Origin of the sequence: Rhodococcus sp. 06-470-2, from assembly GCF_002258235.1 — a bacterium.
Lineage (GTDB): Bacteria > Actinomycetota > Actinomycetes > Mycobacteriales > Mycobacteriaceae > Rhodococcoides.
Window position 1 is genome coordinate 16829 of the sequence record NZ_NOYB01000050.1, and the last position, 20683, is coordinate 37511.

Consider the following 20683-nt stretch of genomic DNA (forward strand, 5'->3'; position numbering starts at 1 on the left):
CAGCTCAGGGCCAACTATTTCGCAACCTGCAACAGTTCGATTGTTGGTCTTGCCCACATTTTGCCCACGGTCACAGATACATCCGATGTGGGCAAGCAGCGCGCGCACACGCGCCATCGCCTCCACTACCGCCGGGTCGTCCGGGTCGAATCCCTCGTCGATGATCGCGGCTCGCTCTTCTGCATCCATACCCACTTCGACGTCGCTGGCCGGCGTCCGGTTCCGGGGAGAACCCATGTCTATTTCCACGGCTTTGACGACGGCACGCCGCGGCACCGTCTTCCTGTCCCTCGTCTGCTTCGCGATCTCGTACATTGCTCTCGCGGATCTCGCTCGCATCGCCGGTCTCGGTGCGGAGGCGTACCTATGGCCGGTGATGATCGACGGCACCATCGTTGTTGGCACCGTGGCAGTAGTTGCCCTCGGTGGTGACCGTCCGGCGTGGTCGCTGCTCGCCGCGTCGGCGCTCGTGTCGATCGCAGGCAACGGGATCCATGCATGGCTCACACAGGGATCATCGATCGCTGTCGGGGTCGCGCTCGCTCCCCCGGTGTTCCTGCTCTGGACAACACACGTCACGGTCGAGCTCGGTCGACGAGCGCAACCAGTCGCCGGTCGCCCGGAGGACGACGCGCCAAGCGGAGCCGCCGAGGACCGTCGCGAACGGGCGCTCGAGCTGCTCGCTGCGGGCGGCATGTCTCAGCGAGCAATTGCACGCGAAATCGGAGTCTCGGACACCACGGTCGCCAAGTGGCGGAAGGCGTCCGCGTCTGTCATTCAAACGAATGACGCGGCGCTGACTATGAAACATTCCGCCCAGTCCGTCTGATACTTGTTTACGAAATCACTACTACAAGACCAGGAAACCGATGACGAACCCGAACGACCCCAATCAGCCCTACGGTCAGCCCGGACCCTACGGCGCGCCCCAGGGTCAGCCCTACGGCCAGCCTCCCGCTGCGCCCGTGAAAAAGAAGCGCAAGTGGCCGTGGATCGTAGGAGCCGTGGTCGTGCTGTTCGTGATCATCGGAATCGTGGGCGGCGGAGGCGATTCCGACAGCGAGACAACGGCGGCATCTGCAACCACGTCGGCGGCTCCGGTTACGGTCGCGCCCGCCGAGACCACGGCCGCCCCGCAGCCGGCTCCCGCGGCACCTCAGGCCACAGCCGAGTCTGTCGAGGAAGTCGAAACGGCGGCTCCCGCCCCCGCAGCACCCGCCGAGACTGTTTCTCAACGCAACGCAGTCAGGCAGGCTGAGACCTACCTGGACGTCAGTGCGTTCTCCCGTCAGGGCCTCATCGACCAACTCGTCTTCGGCGACTTCTCCGAGGCGGACGCGGCATATGCGGTTGACAAGATCGCGCCCGACTTCAACGAGCAGGCAGCCAAGAGTGCCGAGACCTACCTCGAGGTCAGCGGCTTCTCCCGTCAGGGCCTGATCGACCAGCTTGTCTTCAGCGGATACACCGAGGAGCAGGCCGCATTCGGAGCGGACAGCGTCGGTCTGTGAGGCTTTCCCAGCGGGCACGGTGACGTGTCCGCTGGGTTTGTTGTTCGTGGGGATAGTTAGTTAGCGGTACGACCTTCTCGCGCGAACCACCGCATGTCACTAGTGCGCTAGTATCACCACATGGACGAGACTCAGATCCGCAGCACCCTCCGCCGCCTTCGCGACAAGCGCGAGAAGCTGACGGCTCAGATCGCCGAGTTGGACGTCGAGCGCGCCGAGGCGGTCGCTGCCGGATTCGACGCGGGCTTGTCTGCCTCGGCGATGATCGAGGATTCGGGACTCTCTCAGCAGCGCCTCTCGCAGCTCAAGCGCGGCGGAGCCAAGGGCCGACTCTGAAGTAGTTAGTTCGCGGAACGACCCAGTTTGACCTCGCCGCAAAAACTCTGAAATCTTTTCTCCCCCAGGGGTTGTGCCCGAATTACTAGCGTGCTAGTATTATCTTATGAGCAAAGCAGAGATCACCGCAGAGACACTCACCGAGATCATCAAGACGGCCGGCCACAACCCCCGCGACTTCGACATCAAGGGCACCCTCGCCCACGTCAAGAGCTACAACAAGGAACAGGACCAGGAAGCCGCCGAGGAGGGCTGGGCCCCGGAGTACATCGACCTCGAGACCGTCACCGAGTGGCTGGACGAGACCGGCCCGTTCGGCACCTACGTCCTCTGCCCCTGGCTGACGGCGGCCTGAGGGCGGCCCCCTTACCGGCGAAATCTTTTCTCCCCCAACGCTTGCGCTGCCGTTACTAGCGTGCTAGTATTGTCTTATGACAAACGCAGAGACCGCAGCCACCTTCCCCGCCATGACCGCCGAGAAGATCGCAGGCCGCACTTACTACACCGTCACCCGCGCAAACGGCGACATCGAGTTCCACACGGGCGGCGAAGACATCGCACGACTGTTCCACGGCAGGTAGCGGTGAGGCCCGGCCCGAAGGGATCGGGCCCCAGCCCGCCGCCCCAATGAACCCCTCATCCGGCCTGCATTTGTCATTCGTTCTGGTAACTAACTACTTCTACTCTCGACCCGAAAGGCATGCCATGACCGACACTCTCATCGCCCGCGCTCTCGACATCGACCCGGCCGAGTACGACCTCCCCGCACTTCTCCGTGATGCCGAGATCTCACTCGACCCCCGCGGCCGCCATGCCGTGCTCGATGACGACGAGGTGGATCTCCTGCGCGAGTTCGCCGCTCGCCACCGACTCCCCCACTGAACAACGAAACGCCCCGCCTCGAAGTGAGGCGGGGCGTTTCAAGCGTCGATCAGGCAAGCGTGAGGAATGTCCCCGATGCGGCGACCGCCCGCCCTCCCGTGAGTCCGTTTACGTACCCCTCGACGGTGATCAGTCGATCGGTTGCGGCAGCGGGAATCGTGATCGTGGCCGTCGGGGTCTGCCCACCTGCGGGTGCCGTCCCGGCAACCACGCCGTCCGCAAGCACGCGGCAGGTGTTGACTGCGTTGCTACCGCCGTAGGTCACCTGCACCACTGCTGTTGCGCTGACTCCTGCGGGCAAGAGCAATCCGTTGGACACCACGGCCGACCCACTCCGCGCGGTCCAGCCTGTGATCTGAGTCCACGTGGACGCCGGCAGTGTCTGATTCCCAGACTTATCCATGGCAAGCCCCGCAAATTGCGGCGCAACCGTAGCGCTCGCGGCCACGGCCATCGACTGAGATGCCACGACCGGTACGGCGACCGCCGCCGACGCGTTCACCGCCGCCGCTTGCGCCGCCGTCGCGGTCATGCGGATCACGCGCTCGGCGGTTGCGGTCACCTCAGCGGTCGCCGTGAAGCTCGCTGGCAACCTGCCAATAGCGCTCGCCGCGGCTGTCACCTCGAGCGAAGTGTTCGCACCCACGGCCACCTGCCCGCCGTACGCGACGATCTGAGCGGACGGGATGACCGAGACCGATTGCGTGGCAGGCAGTGCGGTACGCACCGCCGTGACGATCGCGCTGGCAGTAATCGTTCCGCCGAACTGCGGGCGTGCCGATACGGCCACGACCGCGATCGCGGCGACGTTGGCAACGACCGACGCCGAGCGCGTGTACCGCGCGACCACCGCTGCGATGGCCGAAACTTCGAGCGCCTGCTCAGCATCGACGAACTTGCGACCTCCGTCGGCGCGGACGGCCGCACTCGCCGTCAGCTCGCCGCCGAATCCCGGACTGACGCGCGCGGTCACCCGAACTGCGACCGTGAGCTGCACGACCGCCACGAGATCGGCAGCGACGAGGACCGAGAGCTGCGGCAGCGGTGGCAAGTCGCTTGCCGTCAGGAGTCGGTGCGACATGGCCGGCACGACCGAGCGTCGGCGGGAGATCGTCGGCAGCCGACCGCCGGCGGCATTCCTCGATGACGCCGGCAGTGCGCGCGTGGACATCAGACCACGTTCACGGCCGGTGTCACGACGATTTCACCGGGAGCTCCGAGCTGCGTGGAGGCGATGGCGATCTTGTCGACGAAGGTGCCACCGGTGGCGGCGGACCAGATGCCCGCCCAGGCGTACGTCCCGGCGGCGACGGGGATGGTCACTGCCGATCCTGCAATCGACCCGTCGACCGCACCACCTGTCCAGGTCGTCTGCTTGCGGGCGTAGCTGCCGCCGCTCGCCTCGTTGGCACCGGTGGTGCCGGGGTCCGAGGTGTGCAGCGAGATGAACGCGCCGAGCGATCCGTAGTAGATCGCCATCTGCTCTTTGGTCTGAGGTACGGCAATAGCCATGTCGACTCCTAGTCAGTTCGTTGGACCTGGCCGAGAAACCACAGCCAGTCGTCGGTGAGCCCGCCGTCGCGCGGGATGGTGAGGAATGCGCGGTACTTGGTGCCGTTGGGCACCAGCGCCGAAGTCGTGCCGGTGGACTCGACCCGCCAGCGAACGATCTTGCCGTCGATCGCCGCCGACCACACCGGGCCACCGTCGAACGCAATCCGGGCCGAGGTGCCCGCAGGCCACTGACCGGTCGGATGCTCCTCCTCGTGGAGGAAGTCCTGAGAGTTCGACAGATACAGGGGAATCCCCCGCGAGGGCGCGAATCCGAGGCCGCTCATCGTTCGATGACCTCCTCGTACCCCGCCAGGCGTAGCGCCTTGCCGTGGTCAGCCCAGCCGACCAGGGAGCCGGGGAGCCGGTTCATCAGGTGAGCAGACCCGTCTTCTCGAGCTCCGACGATCACGGTTTCGTCGTGTTGGGTGCCGGGCATGTCGACGGCGAACACGACGACGAGATCGTGTCCATCGAGTGGTTCCGACAGTCGATAATGGTGTGCAACACCGGCATAGCCGCCGATGTCAGTTCCGATCCGAGTAGCTGTGAGCATCAGATGAACCTCTCAATAATGTAGATGCGACCCGCTGCGCCGATACCGCCAGCAGAGAATGAGCCACCAAAAGCCGTGCCGCCCCGAACGGCTCCACCGCCACCACCGCCCGATGGGTACGCACCAGCACCGCCAGGTGCCAGAGAAGATCCAGCAGGTCCACCCGCGCCACCGCCGCCGCCCGTAGTTACCGCGCTACTGGGAGGGGTACCTGCCTGCCCAGGCGTCGTGCCGCCGGGGGAAATCCCGCCTTGCCCACCCCTTCCATGCGCAGTTGGCCCTCCCGTATTGTCGCCCGCGCCACCGCCGCCGCCTCCGCCACCACCTGCAAGGCTGTACTCGGAAATCGAGTCCCCGCCAGGCTGTCCCGGCAATCGAACGTCGCTGACAAAACCGCTGCCCTGCCCTCCTGTGCCGCCACGCGGCGCACCGGCACCCCCAGCTCCGCCAGGGGCACCGGTGTTGGTGTCAGCACCGCCGCCACCGCCGCCGCCACCTGCGGTTAAGTAATTTGCAATCGTGGAATTTCCCCCACCAGACCCAACCGCCTTGCTGGTTACGCCCGCGGCACCGCCAGCGCCGATGGAGATGGGCACACCGTTAAATACATCTCCGGTCTTTGGCAAGAAAGATGCCGGGATGTTCGTAACGACAGTTCCACCACCGCCACCACCGCCAGCGCCAGCATTGTTGTATGCACCGCTTGATCCGGCACCACCGCCACCACCGCCACCGAGTATCACAACGTCCGCCGAAACTAGCTTCGGCGACGGGTACCAGGTGTTGTTGCTGTTGAACACGATCGCGTTGCCCTGCAAGGTGAGCTGGTCGAATGCCTCGACCAGCGCGGTGATCTGCTGCGTGTGATCGTTCATCGTGGCGTACTGCTCGGCGGTGTACGCCTGAGCGCCTCCGAGGGTGCTGAACAGTCCACCGGTCAACGCGCGCATGAAGATCGGAATCAGGCCCTCGTTGACGAACGACGTCGACATCTCCGACACGTCACCCCAGCCGGTGTTCGGCTGCCCGGGGTTGTAATAGTCCGGTGAGGTCATCGGTCACCTCCTGCTAGGTACGTCCTTCGACAGCTCGCCGAGTGGCGGCCACTTCGTCTTTCAGCGCGTCGAGCTGGCGTTGGACGTCGGCCAACTGGCGCGAGAGTTCCCGCGCCTGATCGGCGTACTGCGCCTTCTCTTCTCGCTCCTCTTTGAGTTCGTTCTCCAAGAACGCAATTCGCACTTCCTGCTGCTGAAATCGGAGGTCGTCCAGATGGCCCTGCGCCTCCAGCGACTTGCGCCGGCGCTCGAGCTGACGCAGTTGCCGTTCGCCGATGTAGCGACCGACCGGGCCGAGAAGTTCCTGCAGCTTCTTCGACATCAGCACGGCGACCGACAGCAGAAGGAGTCCTATGAAGGCGTAGATGACCAGAGGATTCTCGTAAACGTGCTGCGGAACTTCAGGAGGTGGCATCATCGACCACCATCCCTTCGACCTTCACCTGCGACCAGGCTGAGAATGCGATCACCCAATGAAGGATTCCGCCGCCGATGATCCCGGCACCGGTGCGGTATCCGGAGATACCTTCGGGGCTGATGACGACCAGAAGCTGCCCGAAGCCGAGGGCCATCATCGTGAGACCCGCGGCGAGGTGCCCGGCAATCAGGAGTGACCGGAAGCCGGTGAAGGTTCCGACTACAGCGATGAGACTGGACGACAGCAGGATCAGCCCCCAAAGCCACAGCGGCGCAGCGCGCTCGACGACACCGAGGCTGGCTACCGGTCCCGTCACGCCGGTCAGGTAGTCGAGCCCGCGCAGGGTGACCGTCCACAGGATGGTGAACTTGATCCACGCGGTCGCCGTTTCCCCCAGGTGGATCGGCTTGGGGATCAGCTTGCGCGGCATCAACCCGCCTGGTGTTCGCCGCGGTTACCGAAGTACGTCCCAGCCTCGCGCGCAGCTCGCAGGATCGCCTGCACGTCGACCTCGCGGCCGTTCCTGACGGCGTCGATCGCATCGGCCGCGACCGCGGTGCCGAGCTCGATCACCTTGGCCTCGGGTGTCACCTGAGCGCGTGCGGCCTCCGCCGCGCTGACGCCGAGGACGCCAACCGCCAGCGCCTCGAGGAGTCCGCGGATCAGGTCAGCAGTGGCTCCGTCGATGACGCCGCGCGTCACCAGAATTCCGACGAGAATGACCAGCAATGGGTAGACATACAGCCGAATCGGCTCGTACGCGCGCAGCTTCGCGAGAAGTGTCATCACTTGCCACCCTTCAGGAGCGCGAGGATCTCGTCGTTCTGGCGCTTCACATGCGCGATGCCATCGACGAGGGTGCGGCGCGGAACAGCGGAGTCCTTGCCGTCGCCGAGCTGCTCCCAGCCCTCGAAGTTCGGTCCACCCGCGAGCTGGGTGAGGATGACCGCGACTGCCTCGGTGAGGAATCGGTTTCGTGCGGGGTCGGTCTCGACGGCGTGGCCGAGGATGTCGAACCCCTTGCCGTCGGGGCCGAAGAACTGTCCAGCTACTGCAGATGCGTCACTCACGTCGATTACCTCTTTCGGTGGTGTCGGGAGAAGCGCGTCGCCGAGTGCGAGCGCGCGGTAGTAGAACTTGCGGCGGTCGTCGATCCCGTTCTGGCCGCCGTTGACCGCTTGTGTGGCCGCGACGAGTAGCTGATCATCGGCGAGCTGGTTCATTTGCGGCCGCGCCACGGTCCAATACCAAACCGCGCCGAGGAATCCGAAGTCCGGCTGCGAGAGCAGAGTCGGTTCATCGACGAACTTCGTTGGGGTGTCGACGATGCCCTTGCTGTGCGCCCAGGCGGACAGCCGTGCGTAGTTGTTACGGCCGGTCACCTGAATCGGGCCGCGCCCCTTGAATCGCTTCCCGTCGCCCGGTTGGGTGTTGCCGAGATCTCGGCGACCCTCGTACGCGGACCCGTCTGCGATCTCCTCCATCCACTTCAGGCCACCGGACTCGTGCCCGATCTGGCTGCACCACATCGTGACTCGTAGGACGGTGTTGCACCCGGCTTGGATCAGAGCGCGGTTGAACGCCGGTGCGAGTTCCTCGTATCGGGCCATCGAGACGCGGTTGTCCATCGCCTTTGCGAGTGTTACTGCGTCCATCAGTGCGCTCCGATCAGTTGCGTGAGAATCTCCGACCACAGAGCGTCGTCGTCGGAGGTGGCCGGGACCGGAATGGGCGGCGGTGCAGGCTGCCCGGGCCACAGCGCGCCTGCGAGCCACGGAGTGGGGTCGAGCCGGTCAGGCCCCGGGGGTACCCACACAGAGCGATGCACCTCGAAATGTAGGTGCGGCGCTACTCCCCCGTTACTGCGCGAATCGGGATTGATGTACCCGATACGTTGGCCGGCCTCGACGCGCTGACCGACGCGGACCTCGGGGATGATGTGGCCGTAGACCGTCAGACCCGATCCGTCGGCCGTCGGGTGGTCGATGCAGATCCATTGACCGAATCCCGACGCCGGGCCCGCCTTGGTGACGGTGCCGCCCTGCGCCGCGTAGATCGGCCGACCACCCGAACCGCCCTCGCGCCCATAGTCGTTGCCCCAGTGCGTGCCGCCGCGCCACTGTTGGTAGCCGAAAGTGTCGGTGACAAAGAACCCGAACTCGACGGGTAGATATCTGGTCATTCGGTTACCTCCGGTTCGGGCTCGGGCCCGCCATACGATGTGAGCAGATCCTGGACGTACGCTGCGCGGTCGGCAGGTGAGAGCGCGTCGACCTTGGCCTTGGCCTGCGCGAGCGGGTCCACTGCGACGGTCGGCTCGGGCCTCGACTTCGCAGTCCACTTTCCAGGATTGTGCGGGTGGATCGGGCCTGCCTTCGGCGGGTCGTAGCGGTCCAGTGACTCTCGCACCTGCGCAAATCCCAGGCGCTCGAGATGGCGACCGAGAGAGTTCATCGTGTCCGGCTCGAACACCATCGGCGGGGAGTCCTCGCCGTTGCTCGGCGGGTGCATGAAGACGTGAGCGAGCGGGTGCATTCCCTCGGGCATCTCGGCGGCGATGTCGACCACGGGAGTTCTCCTTACGTTGAGCTGGCGTGCTGACGCAATGCGCCAGAAAAGGTTTCGAGATGGCGGAGCGCGATCGTGCCGGGCGGCTCCTGTTGCCGGTAGTCGCCGACCGAGATCGTCCACATCGGCGCTTCGGTGCGAGATCCGGACTGTTTCGCGCTGGCGATGTTCGACAGCCAGATCTTGTCCGCGACCTCGAAGCCGCAGTGCTGACCGACGTCGACGTGCTTACCCAGGACGTACGGCGACCCGTCGTCGACATCCGCGGCGAAGCTGACGTAGCCACGAGCCTTGAACAGTCCGACGCGGCCGGTCTGCAGGCCGGATGGCGAGACGGCCACTCCCCCGCCGGACTCGAATCCCGACTTGTGCGAGTAGCGGCCCATCGCGGCTTTTCGATTGAAGTCCGTGAAGATCGCCCAGGCGAGAATTACGTCCTCGACGGCCTTGTCGAAGATGCCGAGGGTCAGCCATGGCATGCCGATGAGCTGCCCGAGCATGCCCAGGAGGATGTTGGAAATGAGCTTGGCACCACTATTGATAGCGTCGGGTGATTTCCCCCCTGTGGTAATTGTGTGCTCTTGGGGCTTGTGAATTGTCATCTTCGACCGCAGGCCGAGGTGCTGATCCTTGCGCCAGATCACCCATGGGGTGTCGGCATCGATCGCGGACGGGTTGTCGTTCGGGTCCGCGATCGTGACGTCCTCGGTGGTGCCGTCCGGGAAGATGATGCGAATCAGGTCGAGCAGCGCATCGAAGATGGTTCCCGTAATGCCCGAGACCGGTTTGCGCTGAATGACGTTGAAGCAGATCGTCGGTCGGTCGAGCGTCATATGGTTGGGCGCGGGCTGATTGTCGCCGGGAAGCCAGAGCTTCGCGACGAGCTGTAGACCGGCATCCTCGAGCGTCGGCTTGACCAGGTCGTAGAAGTTGTCCATCCGCGAGCCGAGAACAGTCCACATCGACTTCTTCTCGTTCTCCAGCAACGGCAGCATCACCATCGGCCAATCGGCATTACGAAAGTTGAACTGCCAGTTCGACGGTGACCAGATGTCGAATCCGGGAATCCAGAACATCGCCTGCTCGCGCCAGAGGTTGCGGTGCGCAAACCCCTTGATCACGCTGATCGCGTTACCGGCCTGCAGGTCCACCTTCGGTGCTTGAACGGCCAAGGGGGCCATGGTGTTCGGCCAGCACTGGATATGCTTGGTCTCGTCGAAGATGTGCAGCGCGACGGGCCGAACGATCTCGACGCCGTCCTCGGTGCGGTCGGTCTCGATGTCGACGACCTTGTAGGTCTCGCGCTTCCACTTCGTCTCGAACACCAGGAAGATGTCCGCGTCCACGGGCTGCTCGAGCAACCAGATCGACAGGTCGTCCTCGGCGGGCATGTCGACCCACGCCTCGCCAGCGTCGTTGCAGATGTCCTCCCAGGACCACTGGTCCTGGCCTTCGATGACGCCCACGAACGCCAGCGACTTGTCTCGAATATGGATCAGCGGAGGCGCATTGAGCGCTTCCTCGTCGGCGGCGAACCGCTCGTTGATGATCCGTACGCCCTCATCCAGTGCAGCGGTCACGGATCACCCCCAAGGCATTTTGTGGTTGCGGCGCATGACGCAGCGCAGCGTTCCCGGTGCAGACGCCGTGACGACGACCGGGACAGTGGTCGGTGGCGTGCGCGGTGGGATCTCGGCGAGAAACGAGACGCCGCGCATCTTCTTCCACTCGTTGACCGGCGGAGTGGCTGCCGACGACAGGGTCTCGAACGTCTTGCGGGTGCGTACCTTCCAGACGCTGGCCTGCGCCGGGATCGGGACCATGCGGCCCGTCAGGGCATCGGGAAGCTGGGCGGACATGATCGGGCTGCCCTCCCATTCGAGCCACAGCGGGACGTCGGTCGGGTTGTCGATCTCGTATAGGAGGTTGGTGGTACCGCCCCCGAAACTCTTCGAGATCGTGTCGACCGTCGATCCCAGGTACGGCCAGCACGCGACAGTGACCATCTCGAGCTCCATGCGCGTGGACTGCATGTTGAACGAATCGACATCGAGCTCGATGGGCCGATCCAGCCGCAACCGCAGAGTGCGTTCGCCGTAGACCTCAGACCGTGTGACGAACTCGTTGTCGGCTTTCGTCGACCAGCTCGACTCCCATGCGACGCGCAACTCTTCGAGGTCGCGCCTGGTTCGACCTTCGAGGCGAACCTTGAAGTCGACCAGGCGCTCCTCGATCTTCGTCATACGGGGAGTCGAGCCAATCTGGTAAGCCCGAGACGTCCGGACCGACGTCTCGGGCGGGGCCGAGAACACACCGGTGAGACCGTGAACGATCCACGCATCCCGGTCGGTGCGCCCCGGCCCGCCCAGCGGCCAATAGGAACCATCGAGTCCTCGCAGAGCGATTGACTCCCGCATCGACGTCATCGATTCCTCGATGTGTACTTGCGCGAGTCCTGACGCTCGTGAATACCCAGTTCTCGCATGGTTTCTCGATCCACCCTTCCTTGCACGTTGTACGTCGCCCCGCCCTTGACGGGTGCGTACTCGAGCGAATTACGGCTGGACTGCGACAGGACGTCGCCGGGCGCGGTGGTCGCGAGTTGCATCTGATCGAGCATCGGCACGAGCTGCTCGAACGCCTCCGTCTGCCGAGGCGAGAGAACGCGCTCGGGGTGGATGACGTTCTTGAGCATGAAGCCCTTGCCGGTTGCTCGGCCGCCCTGGTCGTACCAGTTGTTCTTCTCCCAGAACGACTTGGCAGCAAGCGGATCGCCGTAGCGGTCCTTGATGTACTTCGCGCCGGCCTTTCCTTGGACGTACGCGTCCGGGTTCTCGTCCGGCAGGTATTGGTCCTTGGTCGAGCCGAGGAATTGGAACAGGCTGAACGCACCCGACGATGGGTTGCGCGCGAGCGGGTTCCAGCTCGATTCCTTGCCGATGATCCAGTCGGCAGCGGCCCATTGCTCGCCGCTGTCCCAGCCGTACGGCTTGAATGCCGCCTTGACTTTGTCGACCACCGAGGCAGATTCGGCCGGCTTCTCGTCGACAGGAGCGGTCGGGGTGACCGGCGAGGCCGTCGGCGCAGGTGTCTGCGTCGGCGCACTCGTGGTCACGTCGGCCGGGCCCGTGGGCGATTGGTCGTACGATGCCTCGTTACGGTTGCTTCTGCCGCCGTCGTCGACGAGCGACATCCCCTTGAACGGGCCGTCGAACCCGCCCATACCGAACAGGTCGTTGCCCCATTCGGCGAACAGCGAGGTGCCGATCTGCGCACCGACGCCGAGCCAGTCGACGTCGAACGCGTTCTTGGCTTCCGCGCCGTACGTCGCCGCGGTGGCAGCCGCCTGGTCACTGGCTGCAGTTCCCGCAGCGGGGTCGGCCTGGGGTAGCGCCTTACCGCCGAGAACTCCCGCGAAATCGCCCTTCATGAACAGGTCACGAAGTGCAAACACTTGCTCCCAGTTCAGGATTGCCTCGGGTTTGCCCGTCTCGTTGTTCACGAGTGAGCGACCCCCGGGGATCCATCCACCGCGGTCTCGGAAAAGTCCGCCGGTGAGCACGTTGCCGATATCCTTGGCCTTGTCCCACGCCTCGGAGAGCTTGTCTCCGAGGTTCAGCGCGGTGTCAGCCAGGAATCCCGACGCCTTGTCGCGTCCCGCATCGAGGTACTTGGGCGGGATGCCGAGATACTCGGGCGGGGGCGATCCGATAGCCGCTGCGATCGTGTCCTTGATCGGATTGAGCGCCTTGTCCATGACGTCGGCGATCTTCGACTGCAGGAACGACGCCTTGTTCTGCGCTGTCGGCCCACCGCCAGTCAACCCACCGGACTCGAACGAACCGTCCGCGCCGATGGCGAGGTGATACTGGCCGGGAGTGACGCCCTGGAACTGGGCACTGTCCGCACCCGCGGCACCGATCGCGTACTTGACCATCGACGGACTGCCGCCCGATTCGATGTTGGCGGTCGCGTACGGCCCCGCCGCCGAGAGTGTGCCTGCAGTGTGTCCACCACCGGGTCCACCCGGGTCGTCGTGAACGCCCACGGACATGCCCTTACCGAGCCCCTTCACCCATGGCTGGGTTCCGGGGAAGCTGCCGGTGAACCAATTCTTCTCTCCGGTGCCGCCGAGGATCTTGTCGGCCACCCGCGACATGAATGCCGAGCAGTCCCATTCACCCCAGGCGTAGGGGTCGCCGTGGTGCGCCTTGGCGAACTCGTGGCCACCCTCGAGCGCCTTCTCCCACGGAGCGCCGGCGCGAATCGCGCCGCCGTCCTTGTACCTCGGGAGCAGTTGCTGGAACATCCCCGCAGGATCAGCGTTGCCGATTCCCTTGAGTGCGACCTCGGCACCGTAGCGGTCGAGGTTGTCCCGTCCCAGCTTTCGCACGATCTGCCCGTTGTCCCACGTGAATGGGATTCCGCGCGCGATCATGTCGCGAATTGCGTAGACGACGTTGTGCCCGCCTGCGCGATCGACCTCCTTGGCGGTGACCATGTGCTCGTCGTTCGATCCCCACATCAGGATGTCGTCCGAGGTGCCCGTGCCGGGGCCGCGGAGTTGACCGCCCTTTGCGTACTCGGGGATGGTTGCCAGCGGCATCATCGGCTCGATGCCGGGCAGGAATCCCGCAATGGCATTCCACGCCTTGAGGATGCCGTTGTTGAACACCGTGTCGATCATGAAATTGACCGGCTTCGCCAGGTATCCACGCACCGAGTTCCATGCGGACTCGATTCCGCCGGCAACCGACTTCACGAAGTCGCCGACCTTCTGCAGCCCGCCCATGAACGCATCGAATGCACTCATCGCGCCATCGACGACGCTGGAGATGACGGAGCCGATGAACTCGAAGTAGGGCTTGACGATGTTGTCGTACAGCCATGACACGACGGTTCCGAGTTCCCGCAGGCGATCCATGAGGAATCCGAGGTAGGGCTTGAGAACGTTCTCCCACGCCCATGACACGGCATCCTGGATGCCCTTCCATGCCGCCTGCACGATGGAACGGAATGTCTCGCTGTTCTTGTAGGCGAGAACGACCGCAGCCACCAGACCTGCCAGCAGGGCAATGATGAGCCCGATCGGGTTTGCAGACAGCGCAGCGTTGAGTGCCCACTGCGCCGCCGTCGCGATGCCGGTCGCAACCGACGTTGCGACCATGACCGCCTTGCTCGCTACCCACGCTGCTGCAGCGCGAATGGATGTGACGATGCCGAAGTTCGTCACCGCGTTCCACGCCGTCTGTGCGACCGTTCCGGCCAGCAATGCGACTCGATGCGCGGCCAGTGCAACGGTGTTGGCACCCAGTGATGCTGCCGACCGACCGGTCGCTGCAGCGAAGACTCCCTGTGCAACCGACGCGCCGAACATTGCCGCGTTCCAGATCGTCAGCGAGATGCCGATGAGCTTGACCGCGGTAACAATTCCCAGCAGTAGCGGTGCCATCGGCGCGAGGTTCGTCAGGACCGTCGCGATGATGGGAGCGAGGACCGCAAGGATCTCCGCCCATGGCGAGAACGCCGACACCAGTGCCGGAAGGACAGGGGCGAGGTTGACGAGCGCCTGACCCAGTGCGGGCATCAGGACGCGAGCCATGTCCATCAGGCCCGGGATCGAGTCGCTGATCGCCTTGCCCATGGCCGCGAACCCCGGTGCCAACCCCGATGCCGCTTCGCCGCCGAACTGCCTCATCAGGTCGAACAGCGGTCCTACGACATTGCCGATGGATTGGAAGGTCGAGCCTATTCCCGCAAGAGAATCCTTGAGGTCGTCGGCCGAAATGCCCTTGAGTCGCTCGCCGATGCTGAACAGGAAATCGTTGATGGTTGCGCCTGTGCCGGCGAAGGTTTCGGCTGCAGTGCCGAGCACCTGGATCAGGCCCGAGAACAGGTTCCCGATACCGTTCTTGTCGCCGGTGAAGTTGTCGAAGAACGCCTTCGACCCCGCGATCATGCGGTTCAGCCCGTCGATCGCTTCCGGGCTACTGAGGGCATCGACAACCTTCGACCCGATGGTGCCGAGAGTGGTTGCCAACCCGCCCAATTGCGGTGTCAGTGTGCCGAGCAGGCCGCCCATTTTCCCGAATGCGCCGACCATCGCGCCGCTGAACTTGTCGGTGATCTCGTGGCGCATGTCCTTGAACGCCGTCATCATCGGCGACATGCGCTCGCCGATCATCGCGTCGAACGGATCTACGGCACCACCGGACTGCGCTTCGGCCATCGACGCGTACGCATCAGCCACTGCCTCTGCAGCGTCGACGTTGGCCTGAGCGACGTCCTTCTGAGTCTGCGCGAGATTGGTTTGCGCATCACTCAATCGCTGCTGCGCGTCGACCTCACGATTCTTGGCGTCGACTACCTTGTCCGAGCCCTCGATGCCCTTCGCCTGAGCGTCGGATATTTCCGCGCGCTCCTGCTCGCTCGAGGCTTTGATCTCCTCGAACGCTTGCTCGGCCTCGCGGACGCCGAGATTCGCACGCCAGCGATCGAGATTGTCGGCCTCGGGATCGGCCAGGGTTTCACGGAGAGTCTTCTGCGCCTCGGCGAGCGAGAGCGATGCGCCCTCCTCGTCGAGCGCAAGGCCCTTCAGGCTGCGGGAATAGCCCGCTGCATCGCGGGTTGCTTCCTGCCGCGCCTTGTTGACATCGTCCTGGGCGTCCTTGACGTCCTCCTGAGCGTCGACGACATCTTTCTCGGCCTCGACGATCTGACGGGCACCCTGCTCGGCCGTACGGGCCTGAGACTTCTGCGCGCTCTCGACTGCCTTGGCCGCCGATGCCGTCTTCGACGATCCGGTATCGATCGCCTTCTGCGAATCGGTCCACGCCTTCGCGCCGGCCGACAGCCCCGAGAACGCGATACCGGCGACTGCGATCGCGGGGCCCAGGATTCCCGCCGCCGCCGCCGCCACGGTACCCATTGCGGCTGCAATGGCAGTCAGGCCCTGAACCATCGGTCCTGCCACGAAGTTGGCTACGACCGACCCGAGGGCAGCCACAGCGCCGAGTGCGGCTGCCGATCCGACCGTGACCATGCCGAGCGTTCTGCCCAGACGTGTGAGCATTGAGGTCACGCGTGCGACTGCGGCCATCACCAACAAGGCAGCGGTCACCCTGCCGATGTCGCGGGCCAGGATTCCGGCCGCTCGGGCGGCGAGCCGGAGTACGCCCGCGAGCCGGACCAAACCCGCTCCCGAGATGGCCCGGACGGCTACCGAGCTTGCGAGCATGGCCATGCCGAATCCGCGTGCTGCGCGGGCGGCGAGACCGATGACCAGAGCTGTGGTGCTGACATTTCGGATCATGGAGTTCGCGGCGCTACTTGCCACCGCGAAGCCCGCCACGGTCGCGCGCATGCCGGTGCCGATGGCGGAGGCGAAGCCCGCGATGAATCCTCGACCTTCGTTGCTACCGGCCGAGTTCGAGTTCACTGCCTTGCTGATGCCGCTGACGAATGTCGCGCCCACAGCTTCGCCGCCGCGGCCGAACTTCGCGCCGATCCGCTGCAGGAACGAATCACTGTCGGACTCAGCGCGCCGGGTATCGAGCTTGGTTTCGATGCGCGAGACCCGATTGCTCGTCGACGAACGCTTCGCCTCGGCCGCATTCAATGCCGTTGCTGCGGAATGACTGTCGCGCTTGGCCTTGGCCACCTTCGCCTCGGCAGCAGCGAGACGAGTGGCGTCGGCGGTGTCCTTCTGGCGCAATGCGAGCAGTTGCTTCTCTGCCGCAATGACCGATCCGGCGGCAGCAGCATCCTTCTTACGTGCTGCCGCAGCGTCTTTCATCGATTTGTCGAGTTCAGCCCGCGCCTTGTTGAGCGACTTCCGGTCGAGATCGACGTCGACGTGCTGGGTGACCTTGTTGTTCTTCACCGCGGTACGTACGCGCTTGAAGTAGCCATCCATCGACGGCATGACGTTGATGTAGGTCTCGCCGCCCTGCAGACTCGTCACAAGCACGCACCCCCTACGTAAGGTCAGGCCAGAATTGGCTTGTAGCGACTGCCCAGCACCTGCGCGCCGATCTCGTCGTGATCGGCGAAGGTGCGCAGCTCTTCCGCACGGGCGCGCGCGGTGAGTGGTCGCAACAGGTTCTTCGGGGGTCGGCCGCCCTTGCCCTTGAACTTCGGCGAAGCGGCCCAGATCCCGTGCTCGACTCGTCGGAGTGTTTCGACGATCTCGGTCTGCTTCTCGCGTTCCGAGGTCCAGCCGACGAGCGACGGCCGCCGAGAGGGCGATGAGATCTCGCCGTCGGCTTCCATCGCGAGTTGCTTCTGCGCGCGGTCGAGATCGCTACCGATCGCGGCGAGGTACCAACCGCCCTCGGGCATGCGGGTCAGCATGCGGGTCAGCAGGTTCCACGGCGTGTTGCGGTGATCCCGAATCCAGTCGTACAGGCGCGGTGCGTTCGGGATGTTCATCAGGTCGCGCTCGATGTCGACGCCGTACTTGTCGATCTCGCCGATCAGCTCGGTCCAGCCGATGTCCGGTGCCACGAGGATCCCGAAGTGCTCGCGAATGTCGTCGACCAGATCGGTGAGCGCCGACGCCGGCAGTGTGTCGAAGTGGTCGAGAATCTGGTCTGCGACGTCTTCGCCGACGAGAATGTCGAGCTGTGCGGTGACCGAGGTGACCAGATCGAGCTCGGCAACGGCGTCGGATGGCGGAACGTCGACGACTATGTCCGGCGCGTCGGCGATCTCGACGAAGAACGGGCCGACGGCCTCCGAAACCAGAGTCTCGAAGAACGACGACCCGTTCTCGTCATCGTTCATCGTCAGCGGCGGTGACGGTCTCGACGACGCCGATCAGCGCGATTGCCCGCGGCGTCGGTGTCGAAGAGGCCGAAGTGTCGCGAGATGTCCTGCGCGAGATCGACGAGCACGTCCGGATGGAGGGGCTCGAGGTACTCGACGAGGTTCGGGTAGTCGTCGCCGAGGAAGAGCTTGAGCACCTGCCGAGACGTCTTCGCCTCTTCGATGTCCATCACCGTTCCGGCGTCCGGCTCGGGCACCGAGAACTCAGGGCTGCCCGGTAGGGCGAACGCGAACGGATCCTTGGCGGCGCGCGCATCGGTTCCGTACTGGCGAACCGTGCCCTTGCTGGCGATGCTGCGAACGTCTGCGGAGTCGCTCACTTGGCACCGCCGTCACGACGAGCGGACGCCTTGCCCGTGGCCGGCGTCGCATCTGCGACCGGCTCCGCCGGGGTGGCGTCGGCCGACACTGCGTCGGGATCGGCCGCGAGAGCCTTGGCCTCGTCGGTCACGGGCGGTGCGGCAGACGTGAGCGGCGCGAAGTCGGGCTGCGTGGTCGCTTCGTCGGTCTGCTCCGGTGCATCGGTTGCCGGTGCGACCGAGTAACCCTGGGCGACAAGCTCGTTGTACTCCGGGAGCGATCCGGCGGTGAATTTGCGGCCGTCCGGTGCGACCAGATCGGTCGGGGTGAACTCGCCCGCGGGGGCAAACGTCTTCATGGTTTCCGTCTTCGTGGTTCCCATTAGGGAGCCTCCTTCTGTGTTGGCGGCCGTTGTGGCGGTCTGGAACACCGGACAGGCGGTCGACCGCCGATCTCCGCCTGCCCGGTGGTGTGAGTGACGCGAATGCGTCAGAGGGTGGATTCGCCCTCGGTGCCGATCTCGCCGGTCTCCGTTCCGGCTTCGGTGCCGGTCTCGGTCTCGGTCTCGGTCTCGGTCGATGCGTCCGGGACGATCGCGGCGACCGCGCCGAACTTGCTGCGAATCAGCTCGGCCGTCTCCGCGTCCGCGCCGACGGCTTCGATGACCTCGGCGGCACGCTGGTCCGCCTCGGCCTTGATCCGCACGTCCAGTTCGGCGAGCGCGGCAGTTACTTCGGGTCCTACAGCCATGGCTGTTCTCCTTGTTCGTTCGATTGCAATGAGCACCGCGCCGAACAGCGCGAGCTCGATGAGCCGCCAGAGCATGGCGACACCTCCCGAGGGTTGGGATCTGTGAGCCCGTTTTCGGGCATGAAAAAACACCTATGCGTTTCGCACAGGTGTTCGATTTCTGTTAGATTGTGGGCAGCGGGGCGAAGTTCGGAAGGGAAGCCGAACCGAGCCCCGCGCTTACGTTCGGGAGGCATGGTGGAGCTGTACCGGATCGGTGACAGATGGGCCGAGCCCGCACCTGCGCACTGCCCGCGAGGTCACGAGTTACGCGGCGGTCGAGTGCTCGTCGGGTCACAGGTCTGCTCCTGCGAGATCCACCACCACAGGACGCACACCTGCCGTGAGTGTGGCCAGGTGGTCTTCACACCGCCCATGACCGGCGACTGCACCGACTCCAGCTTCGACGGGCGCGGACGCTAGCCCGGCATCTTCCTCCGAAATGGACGAGAAAACTGCCGAAAAACACCCCAAGTAGTGACTACTTGCTGGTCAGCACACGTAGAAAGTGGGTGTATATTTGGCGCATGACAAGGCCGGACCAGCATCCGTTCATCAGCTTCGAGTTCAACCCGCGGCGGCTGCAGCCGGGGGTATGGCTGGCACTGGGCGAGGCGATGAGCAAATGCCAACATCTGGCCGGGGTACCACTGAAACCCGTGCGAGCAAACGATATGGCCTCCATCTATCTCGCCCGCGGGGTGCAAGCAACGACCGCGATCGAAGGAAACACACTGTCGGCAGCGGAAGTGCAAGCCATCGTCGACAACGGCAGCGCCAAAGTTGGGAAGTCCCGTGAGTACCTAGAGCGCGAGGTGCAAAATGTTCTCGGTGCCATAGTCGGAATCGACGAAGCACTACGATCCGGTGAGACATTGCCGGTCACTCGCCAGCGCCTGGAACTGCTGAACTACCAAATCCTCGCAGGAATCCCGGACAAACCCGAGGTCGTGCCCGGCCAGATCCGCCATCACAACGTCAGTGCGGGTCGGTACCTCGCCCCGGATTCACACGAAGTTCCTGAACTTCTGGAACGGTTCGTGCGGTGGCTCAATGGGATGCGCTCGTCCGTCACGGCGGACTCGTCCGACACCGACAAATTTGTGAACGCGATGCTCACTGCAATCCTCGCTCACCTGTACATAGCATGGATACACCCGTTCGGAAACGGAAATGGTCGCCTCGCACGCTTGATCGAAGTTCAGATCCTCTCCGAGTCCGGAGTGGTTCCCATCGTGGCGACGAATCTACTTTCCGATTTCTACAACAAGACCCGTGATGGGTACTACCTCGCACTGGACGCTGCCCAACACGACGTCGTGGCGTTCATCGAGTACGCGCTCGACGGGTTTCTCGACGAGGTACGCGCGCAGATCGAGGTGGTGAAAGAAGAGAACGTCCAAATCCACTGGGAAAGCTTCGTGTACGAAACGTTCCGTGGTCAGCCCTCGACGGAAACTCGTTCGCGACAGCGAGAACTAGCGCTGGCGATGCCAGATGGTGAATGGATAACTGCTCGCCAAGTAATTCAACTGAATACACGCCTAGCCCGGCTTTACGCGAAGGTGGGGGACCGAACGCCAGCTCGCGATCTGAACGATCTCGAACGCATGCATCTAGTGGACAAGCACAAACGTCTCTACCGCGCGAGGCGGAGCATTATCAAAGCATTCATCCCACCCACATGGGAGGCACCTTACGAGCCGACGATCTCGGAGTCTCTCGCCGACCTTGCACCGTTGGAGGAACCCACATTGTTCGATGAACCGTAAGCCACCACGTCGGCGCACACTTGGTGTTATGGGCGGCTAAGCCGTGGCGAGCCCGAGTGCGATCAACGCCGATCTGATGTTGTTGGCCAATGCCAGCGCGGAGGCTGCATCCGTTGCGG

The 20683-nt window shown here is 64.3% G+C and carries 25 protein-coding genes; 7 read left to right on the forward strand and 18 right to left on the reverse strand.

Annotation, left to right across the window (positions count from 1 at the left end):
• Positions 1–235 precede the first annotated feature (235 nt).
• From CH276_RS27965 to CH276_RS28700, 6 genes are all read left to right on the forward strand, one after another.
• Complete coding sequence (locus CH276_RS27965) at positions 236–829, forward strand: DUF2637 domain-containing protein (RefSeq protein ID WP_176459479.1); 594 nt, start codon at positions 236–238, stop codon at positions 827–829.
• A gap of 40 nt (positions 830–869) precedes the next feature.
• Positions 870–1511 carry an Ltp family lipoprotein gene (locus tag CH276_RS27970; RefSeq protein ID WP_094629936.1) on the forward strand — a complete coding sequence of 214 codons (642 nt, stop codon included), beginning with the start codon at positions 870–872 and terminating at the stop codon, positions 1509–1511.
• 120 nt (positions 1512–1631) lie between these two features.
• A complete protein-coding gene (locus CH276_RS27975; RefSeq protein ID WP_094629937.1) occupies positions 1632–1847 on the forward strand; it encodes a hypothetical protein in 216 nt (71 codons plus the stop codon).
• A 106-nt stretch (positions 1848–1953) separates the two neighbouring features.
• The gene (locus tag CH276_RS27980; RefSeq protein WP_094629938.1) at positions 1954–2202 is read left to right on the forward strand and encodes a hypothetical protein; all 249 of its coding nucleotides are present in this window, start codon (positions 1954–1956) and stop codon (positions 2200–2202) included.
• 76 nt (positions 2203–2278) lie between these two features.
• A complete protein-coding gene (locus CH276_RS28695) occupies positions 2279–2428 on the forward strand; it encodes a hypothetical protein (RefSeq protein WP_176459480.1) in 150 nt (49 codons plus the stop codon).
• Between the two features lie 124 nt (positions 2429–2552).
• Entirely contained in the window at positions 2553–2729 is a 177-nt protein-coding gene (locus tag CH276_RS28700; protein WP_176459481.1) for a hypothetical protein, read from the forward strand.
• Positions 2730–2778: 49 nt separating this feature from the next.
• On the opposite strand, the gene CH276_RS27985 is transcribed toward CH276_RS28700, so the two are convergent.
• The 18 genes from CH276_RS27985 to CH276_RS28070 all read right to left on the reverse strand — a co-directional run bounded on the left by CH276_RS27985 (position 2779) and on the right by CH276_RS28070 (position 18753).
• Entirely contained in the window at positions 2779–3900 is a 1122-nt protein-coding gene (locus CH276_RS27985; protein ID WP_094629939.1) for a hypothetical protein, read from the reverse strand.
• Positions 3900–4241 (reverse strand): phage tail fiber protein, encoded by a 342-nt coding sequence (locus tag CH276_RS27990; RefSeq protein ID WP_094629940.1) that lies wholly within the window; start codon positions 4239–4241, stop codon positions 3900–3902. The genes CH276_RS27985 and CH276_RS27990 overlap by 1 nt, the downstream gene beginning before the upstream one ends.
• Positions 4242–4249: 8 nt before the next feature.
• Positions 4250–4567 (reverse strand): LtfC-like domain-containing protein, encoded by a 318-nt coding sequence (locus tag CH276_RS27995; RefSeq protein WP_094629941.1) that lies wholly within the window; start codon positions 4565–4567, stop codon positions 4250–4252.
• Complete coding sequence (locus CH276_RS28000; protein WP_094629942.1) at positions 4564–4836, reverse strand: hypothetical protein; 273 nt, start codon at positions 4834–4836, stop codon at positions 4564–4566. The genes CH276_RS27995 and CH276_RS28000 overlap by 4 nt, the downstream gene beginning before the upstream one ends.
• Positions 4836–5891, reverse strand: coding sequence for a glycine-rich domain-containing protein (locus tag CH276_RS28290; protein ID WP_141214797.1), 1056 nt, complete (start codon positions 5889–5891; stop codon positions 4836–4838). Before CH276_RS28290 ends, CH276_RS28000 begins: the two co-directional genes overlap by 1 nt.
• Positions 5892–5904: 13 nt before the next feature.
• Positions 5905–6309, reverse strand: coding sequence for a hypothetical protein (locus tag CH276_RS28010; RefSeq protein WP_141214798.1), 405 nt, complete (start codon positions 6307–6309; stop codon positions 5905–5907).
• Entirely contained in the window at positions 6293–6739 is a 447-nt protein-coding gene (locus tag CH276_RS28015; RefSeq protein ID WP_094629945.1) for a hypothetical protein, read from the reverse strand. Before CH276_RS28015 ends, CH276_RS28010 begins: the two co-directional genes overlap by 17 nt.
• A complete protein-coding gene (locus CH276_RS28020; protein WP_094629946.1) occupies positions 6739–7095 on the reverse strand; it encodes a hypothetical protein in 357 nt (118 codons plus the stop codon). Before CH276_RS28020 ends, CH276_RS28015 begins: the two co-directional genes overlap by 1 nt.
• Positions 7095–7964, reverse strand: a complete 870-nt coding sequence (locus tag CH276_RS28025) for a glycoside hydrolase family 19 protein (RefSeq protein WP_094629947.1) — start codon at positions 7962–7964, stop codon at positions 7095–7097. Before CH276_RS28025 ends, CH276_RS28020 begins: the two co-directional genes overlap by 1 nt.
• On the reverse strand, positions 7964–8491 hold the full coding sequence (locus tag CH276_RS29205; RefSeq protein ID WP_094629948.1) for a M23 family metallopeptidase: 528 nt from the start codon (positions 8489–8491) through the stop codon (positions 7964–7966). The genes CH276_RS28025 and CH276_RS29205 overlap by 1 nt, the downstream gene beginning before the upstream one ends.
• On the reverse strand, positions 8488–8877 hold the full coding sequence (locus CH276_RS28035; protein ID WP_094629949.1) for a phage gene 29 protein family protein: 390 nt from the start codon (positions 8875–8877) through the stop codon (positions 8488–8490). The genes CH276_RS29205 and CH276_RS28035 overlap by 4 nt, the downstream gene beginning before the upstream one ends.
• Positions 8878–8888: 11 nt before the next feature.
• Complete coding sequence (locus CH276_RS28040) at positions 8889–10457, reverse strand: Gp37-like protein (RefSeq protein WP_094629950.1); 1569 nt, start codon at positions 10455–10457, stop codon at positions 8889–8891.
• 3 nt (positions 10458–10460) lie between these two features.
• The gene (locus CH276_RS28045) at positions 10461–11120 is read right to left on the reverse strand and encodes a hypothetical protein (RefSeq protein ID WP_254924087.1); all 660 of its coding nucleotides are present in this window, start codon (positions 11118–11120) and stop codon (positions 10461–10463) included.
• A 179-nt stretch (positions 11121–11299) separates the two neighbouring features.
• Positions 11300–16840 (reverse strand): hypothetical protein, encoded by a 5541-nt coding sequence (locus CH276_RS28050; protein WP_094629952.1) that lies wholly within the window; start codon positions 16838–16840, stop codon positions 11300–11302.
• 23 nt (positions 16841–16863) lie between these two features.
• A complete protein-coding gene (locus CH276_RS28055; protein WP_094629953.1) occupies positions 16864–17661 on the reverse strand; it encodes a hypothetical protein in 798 nt (265 codons plus the stop codon).
• 2 nt (positions 17662–17663) lie between these two features.
• Entirely contained in the window at positions 17664–18023 is a 360-nt protein-coding gene (locus CH276_RS28060) for a hypothetical protein (RefSeq protein WP_094629954.1), read from the reverse strand.
• Positions 18020–18385, reverse strand: coding sequence for a hypothetical protein (locus CH276_RS28065; RefSeq protein ID WP_094629955.1), 366 nt, complete (start codon positions 18383–18385; stop codon positions 18020–18022). Before CH276_RS28065 ends, CH276_RS28060 begins: the two co-directional genes overlap by 4 nt.
• 107 nt (positions 18386–18492) lie before the next feature.
• Positions 18493–18753, reverse strand: a complete 261-nt coding sequence (locus CH276_RS28070; protein ID WP_141214799.1) for a hypothetical protein — start codon at positions 18751–18753, stop codon at positions 18493–18495.
• Positions 18754–19277: 524 nt separating this feature from the next.
• Here CH276_RS28070 and CH276_RS28075 point away from each other — a divergent pair.
• Positions 19278–20564 (forward strand): Fic family protein, encoded by a 1287-nt coding sequence (locus tag CH276_RS28075; RefSeq protein ID WP_141214800.1) that lies wholly within the window; start codon positions 19278–19280, stop codon positions 20562–20564.
• Positions 20565–20683: the final 119 nt, after the last annotated feature.

What these genes read in the sequence shown, in the direction of transcription:
- CH276_RS27995 (WP_094629941.1), bottom strand. Translation starts at nt 4,567, where the DNA reads ATGAGCGGCCTCGGATTCGCGCCCTCGCGGGGGATTCCCCTGTATCTG.
- CH276_RS29205 (WP_094629948.1), bottom strand. Translation starts at nt 8,491, where the DNA reads ATGACCAGATATCTACCCGTCGAGTTCGGGTTCTTTGTCACCGACACT.
- CH276_RS28065 (WP_094629955.1), bottom strand. Translation starts at nt 18,385, where the DNA reads ATGGGAACCACGAAGACGGAAACCATGAAGACGTTTGCCCCCGCGGGC.
- CH276_RS27980 (WP_094629938.1), top strand. Translation starts at nt 1,954, where the DNA reads ATGAGCAAAGCAGAGATCACCGCAGAGACACTCACCGAGATCATCAAG.
- CH276_RS28695 (WP_176459480.1), top strand. Translation starts at nt 2,279, where the DNA reads ATGACAAACGCAGAGACCGCAGCCACCTTCCCCGCCATGACCGCCGAG.
- CH276_RS27965 (WP_176459479.1), top strand. Translation starts at nt 236, where the DNA reads ATGTCTATTTCCACGGCTTTGACGACGGCACGCCGCGGCACCGTCTTC.
- CH276_RS28070 (WP_141214799.1), bottom strand. Translation starts at nt 18,753, where the DNA reads ATGGCTGTAGGACCCGAAGTAACTGCCGCGCTCGCCGAACTGGACGTG.
- CH276_RS27990 (WP_094629940.1), bottom strand. Translation starts at nt 4,241, where the DNA reads ATGGCTATTGCCGTACCTCAGACCAAAGAGCAGATGGCGATCTACTAC.
- CH276_RS27975 (WP_094629937.1), top strand. Translation starts at nt 1,632, where the DNA reads ATGGACGAGACTCAGATCCGCAGCACCCTCCGCCGCCTTCGCGACAAG.
- CH276_RS28025 (WP_094629947.1), bottom strand. Translation starts at nt 7,964, where the DNA reads ATGGACGCAGTAACACTCGCAAAGGCGATGGACAACCGCGTCTCGATG.
- CH276_RS28020 (WP_094629946.1), bottom strand. Translation starts at nt 7,095, where the DNA reads ATGACACTTCTCGCGAAGCTGCGCGCGTACGAGCCGATTCGGCTGTAT.
- CH276_RS28010 (WP_141214798.1), bottom strand. Translation starts at nt 6,309, where the DNA reads ATGATGCCACCTCCTGAAGTTCCGCAGCACGTTTACGAGAATCCTCTG.
- CH276_RS28055 (WP_094629953.1), bottom strand. Translation starts at nt 17,661, where the DNA reads ATGAACGATGACGAGAACGGGTCGTCGTTCTTCGAGACTCTGGTTTCG.
- CH276_RS28290 (WP_141214797.1), bottom strand. Translation starts at nt 5,891, where the DNA reads ATGACCTCACCGGACTATTACAACCCCGGGCAGCCGAACACCGGCTGG.
- CH276_RS27985 (WP_094629939.1), bottom strand. Translation starts at nt 3,900, where the DNA reads ATGTCCACGCGCGCACTGCCGGCGTCATCGAGGAATGCCGCCGGCGGT.
- CH276_RS28700 (WP_176459481.1), top strand. Translation starts at nt 2,553, where the DNA reads ATGACCGACACTCTCATCGCCCGCGCTCTCGACATCGACCCGGCCGAG.
- CH276_RS27970 (WP_094629936.1), top strand. Translation starts at nt 870, where the DNA reads ATGACGAACCCGAACGACCCCAATCAGCCCTACGGTCAGCCCGGACCC.
- CH276_RS28045 (WP_254924087.1), bottom strand. Translation starts at nt 11,120, where the DNA reads ATGACGAAGATCGAGGAGCGCCTGGTCGACTTCAAGGTTCGCCTCGAA.
- CH276_RS28015 (WP_094629945.1), bottom strand. Translation starts at nt 6,739, where the DNA reads ATGCCGCGCAAGCTGATCCCCAAGCCGATCCACCTGGGGGAAACGGCG.
- CH276_RS28000 (WP_094629942.1), bottom strand. Translation starts at nt 4,836, where the DNA reads ATGCTCACAGCTACTCGGATCGGAACTGACATCGGCGGCTATGCCGGT.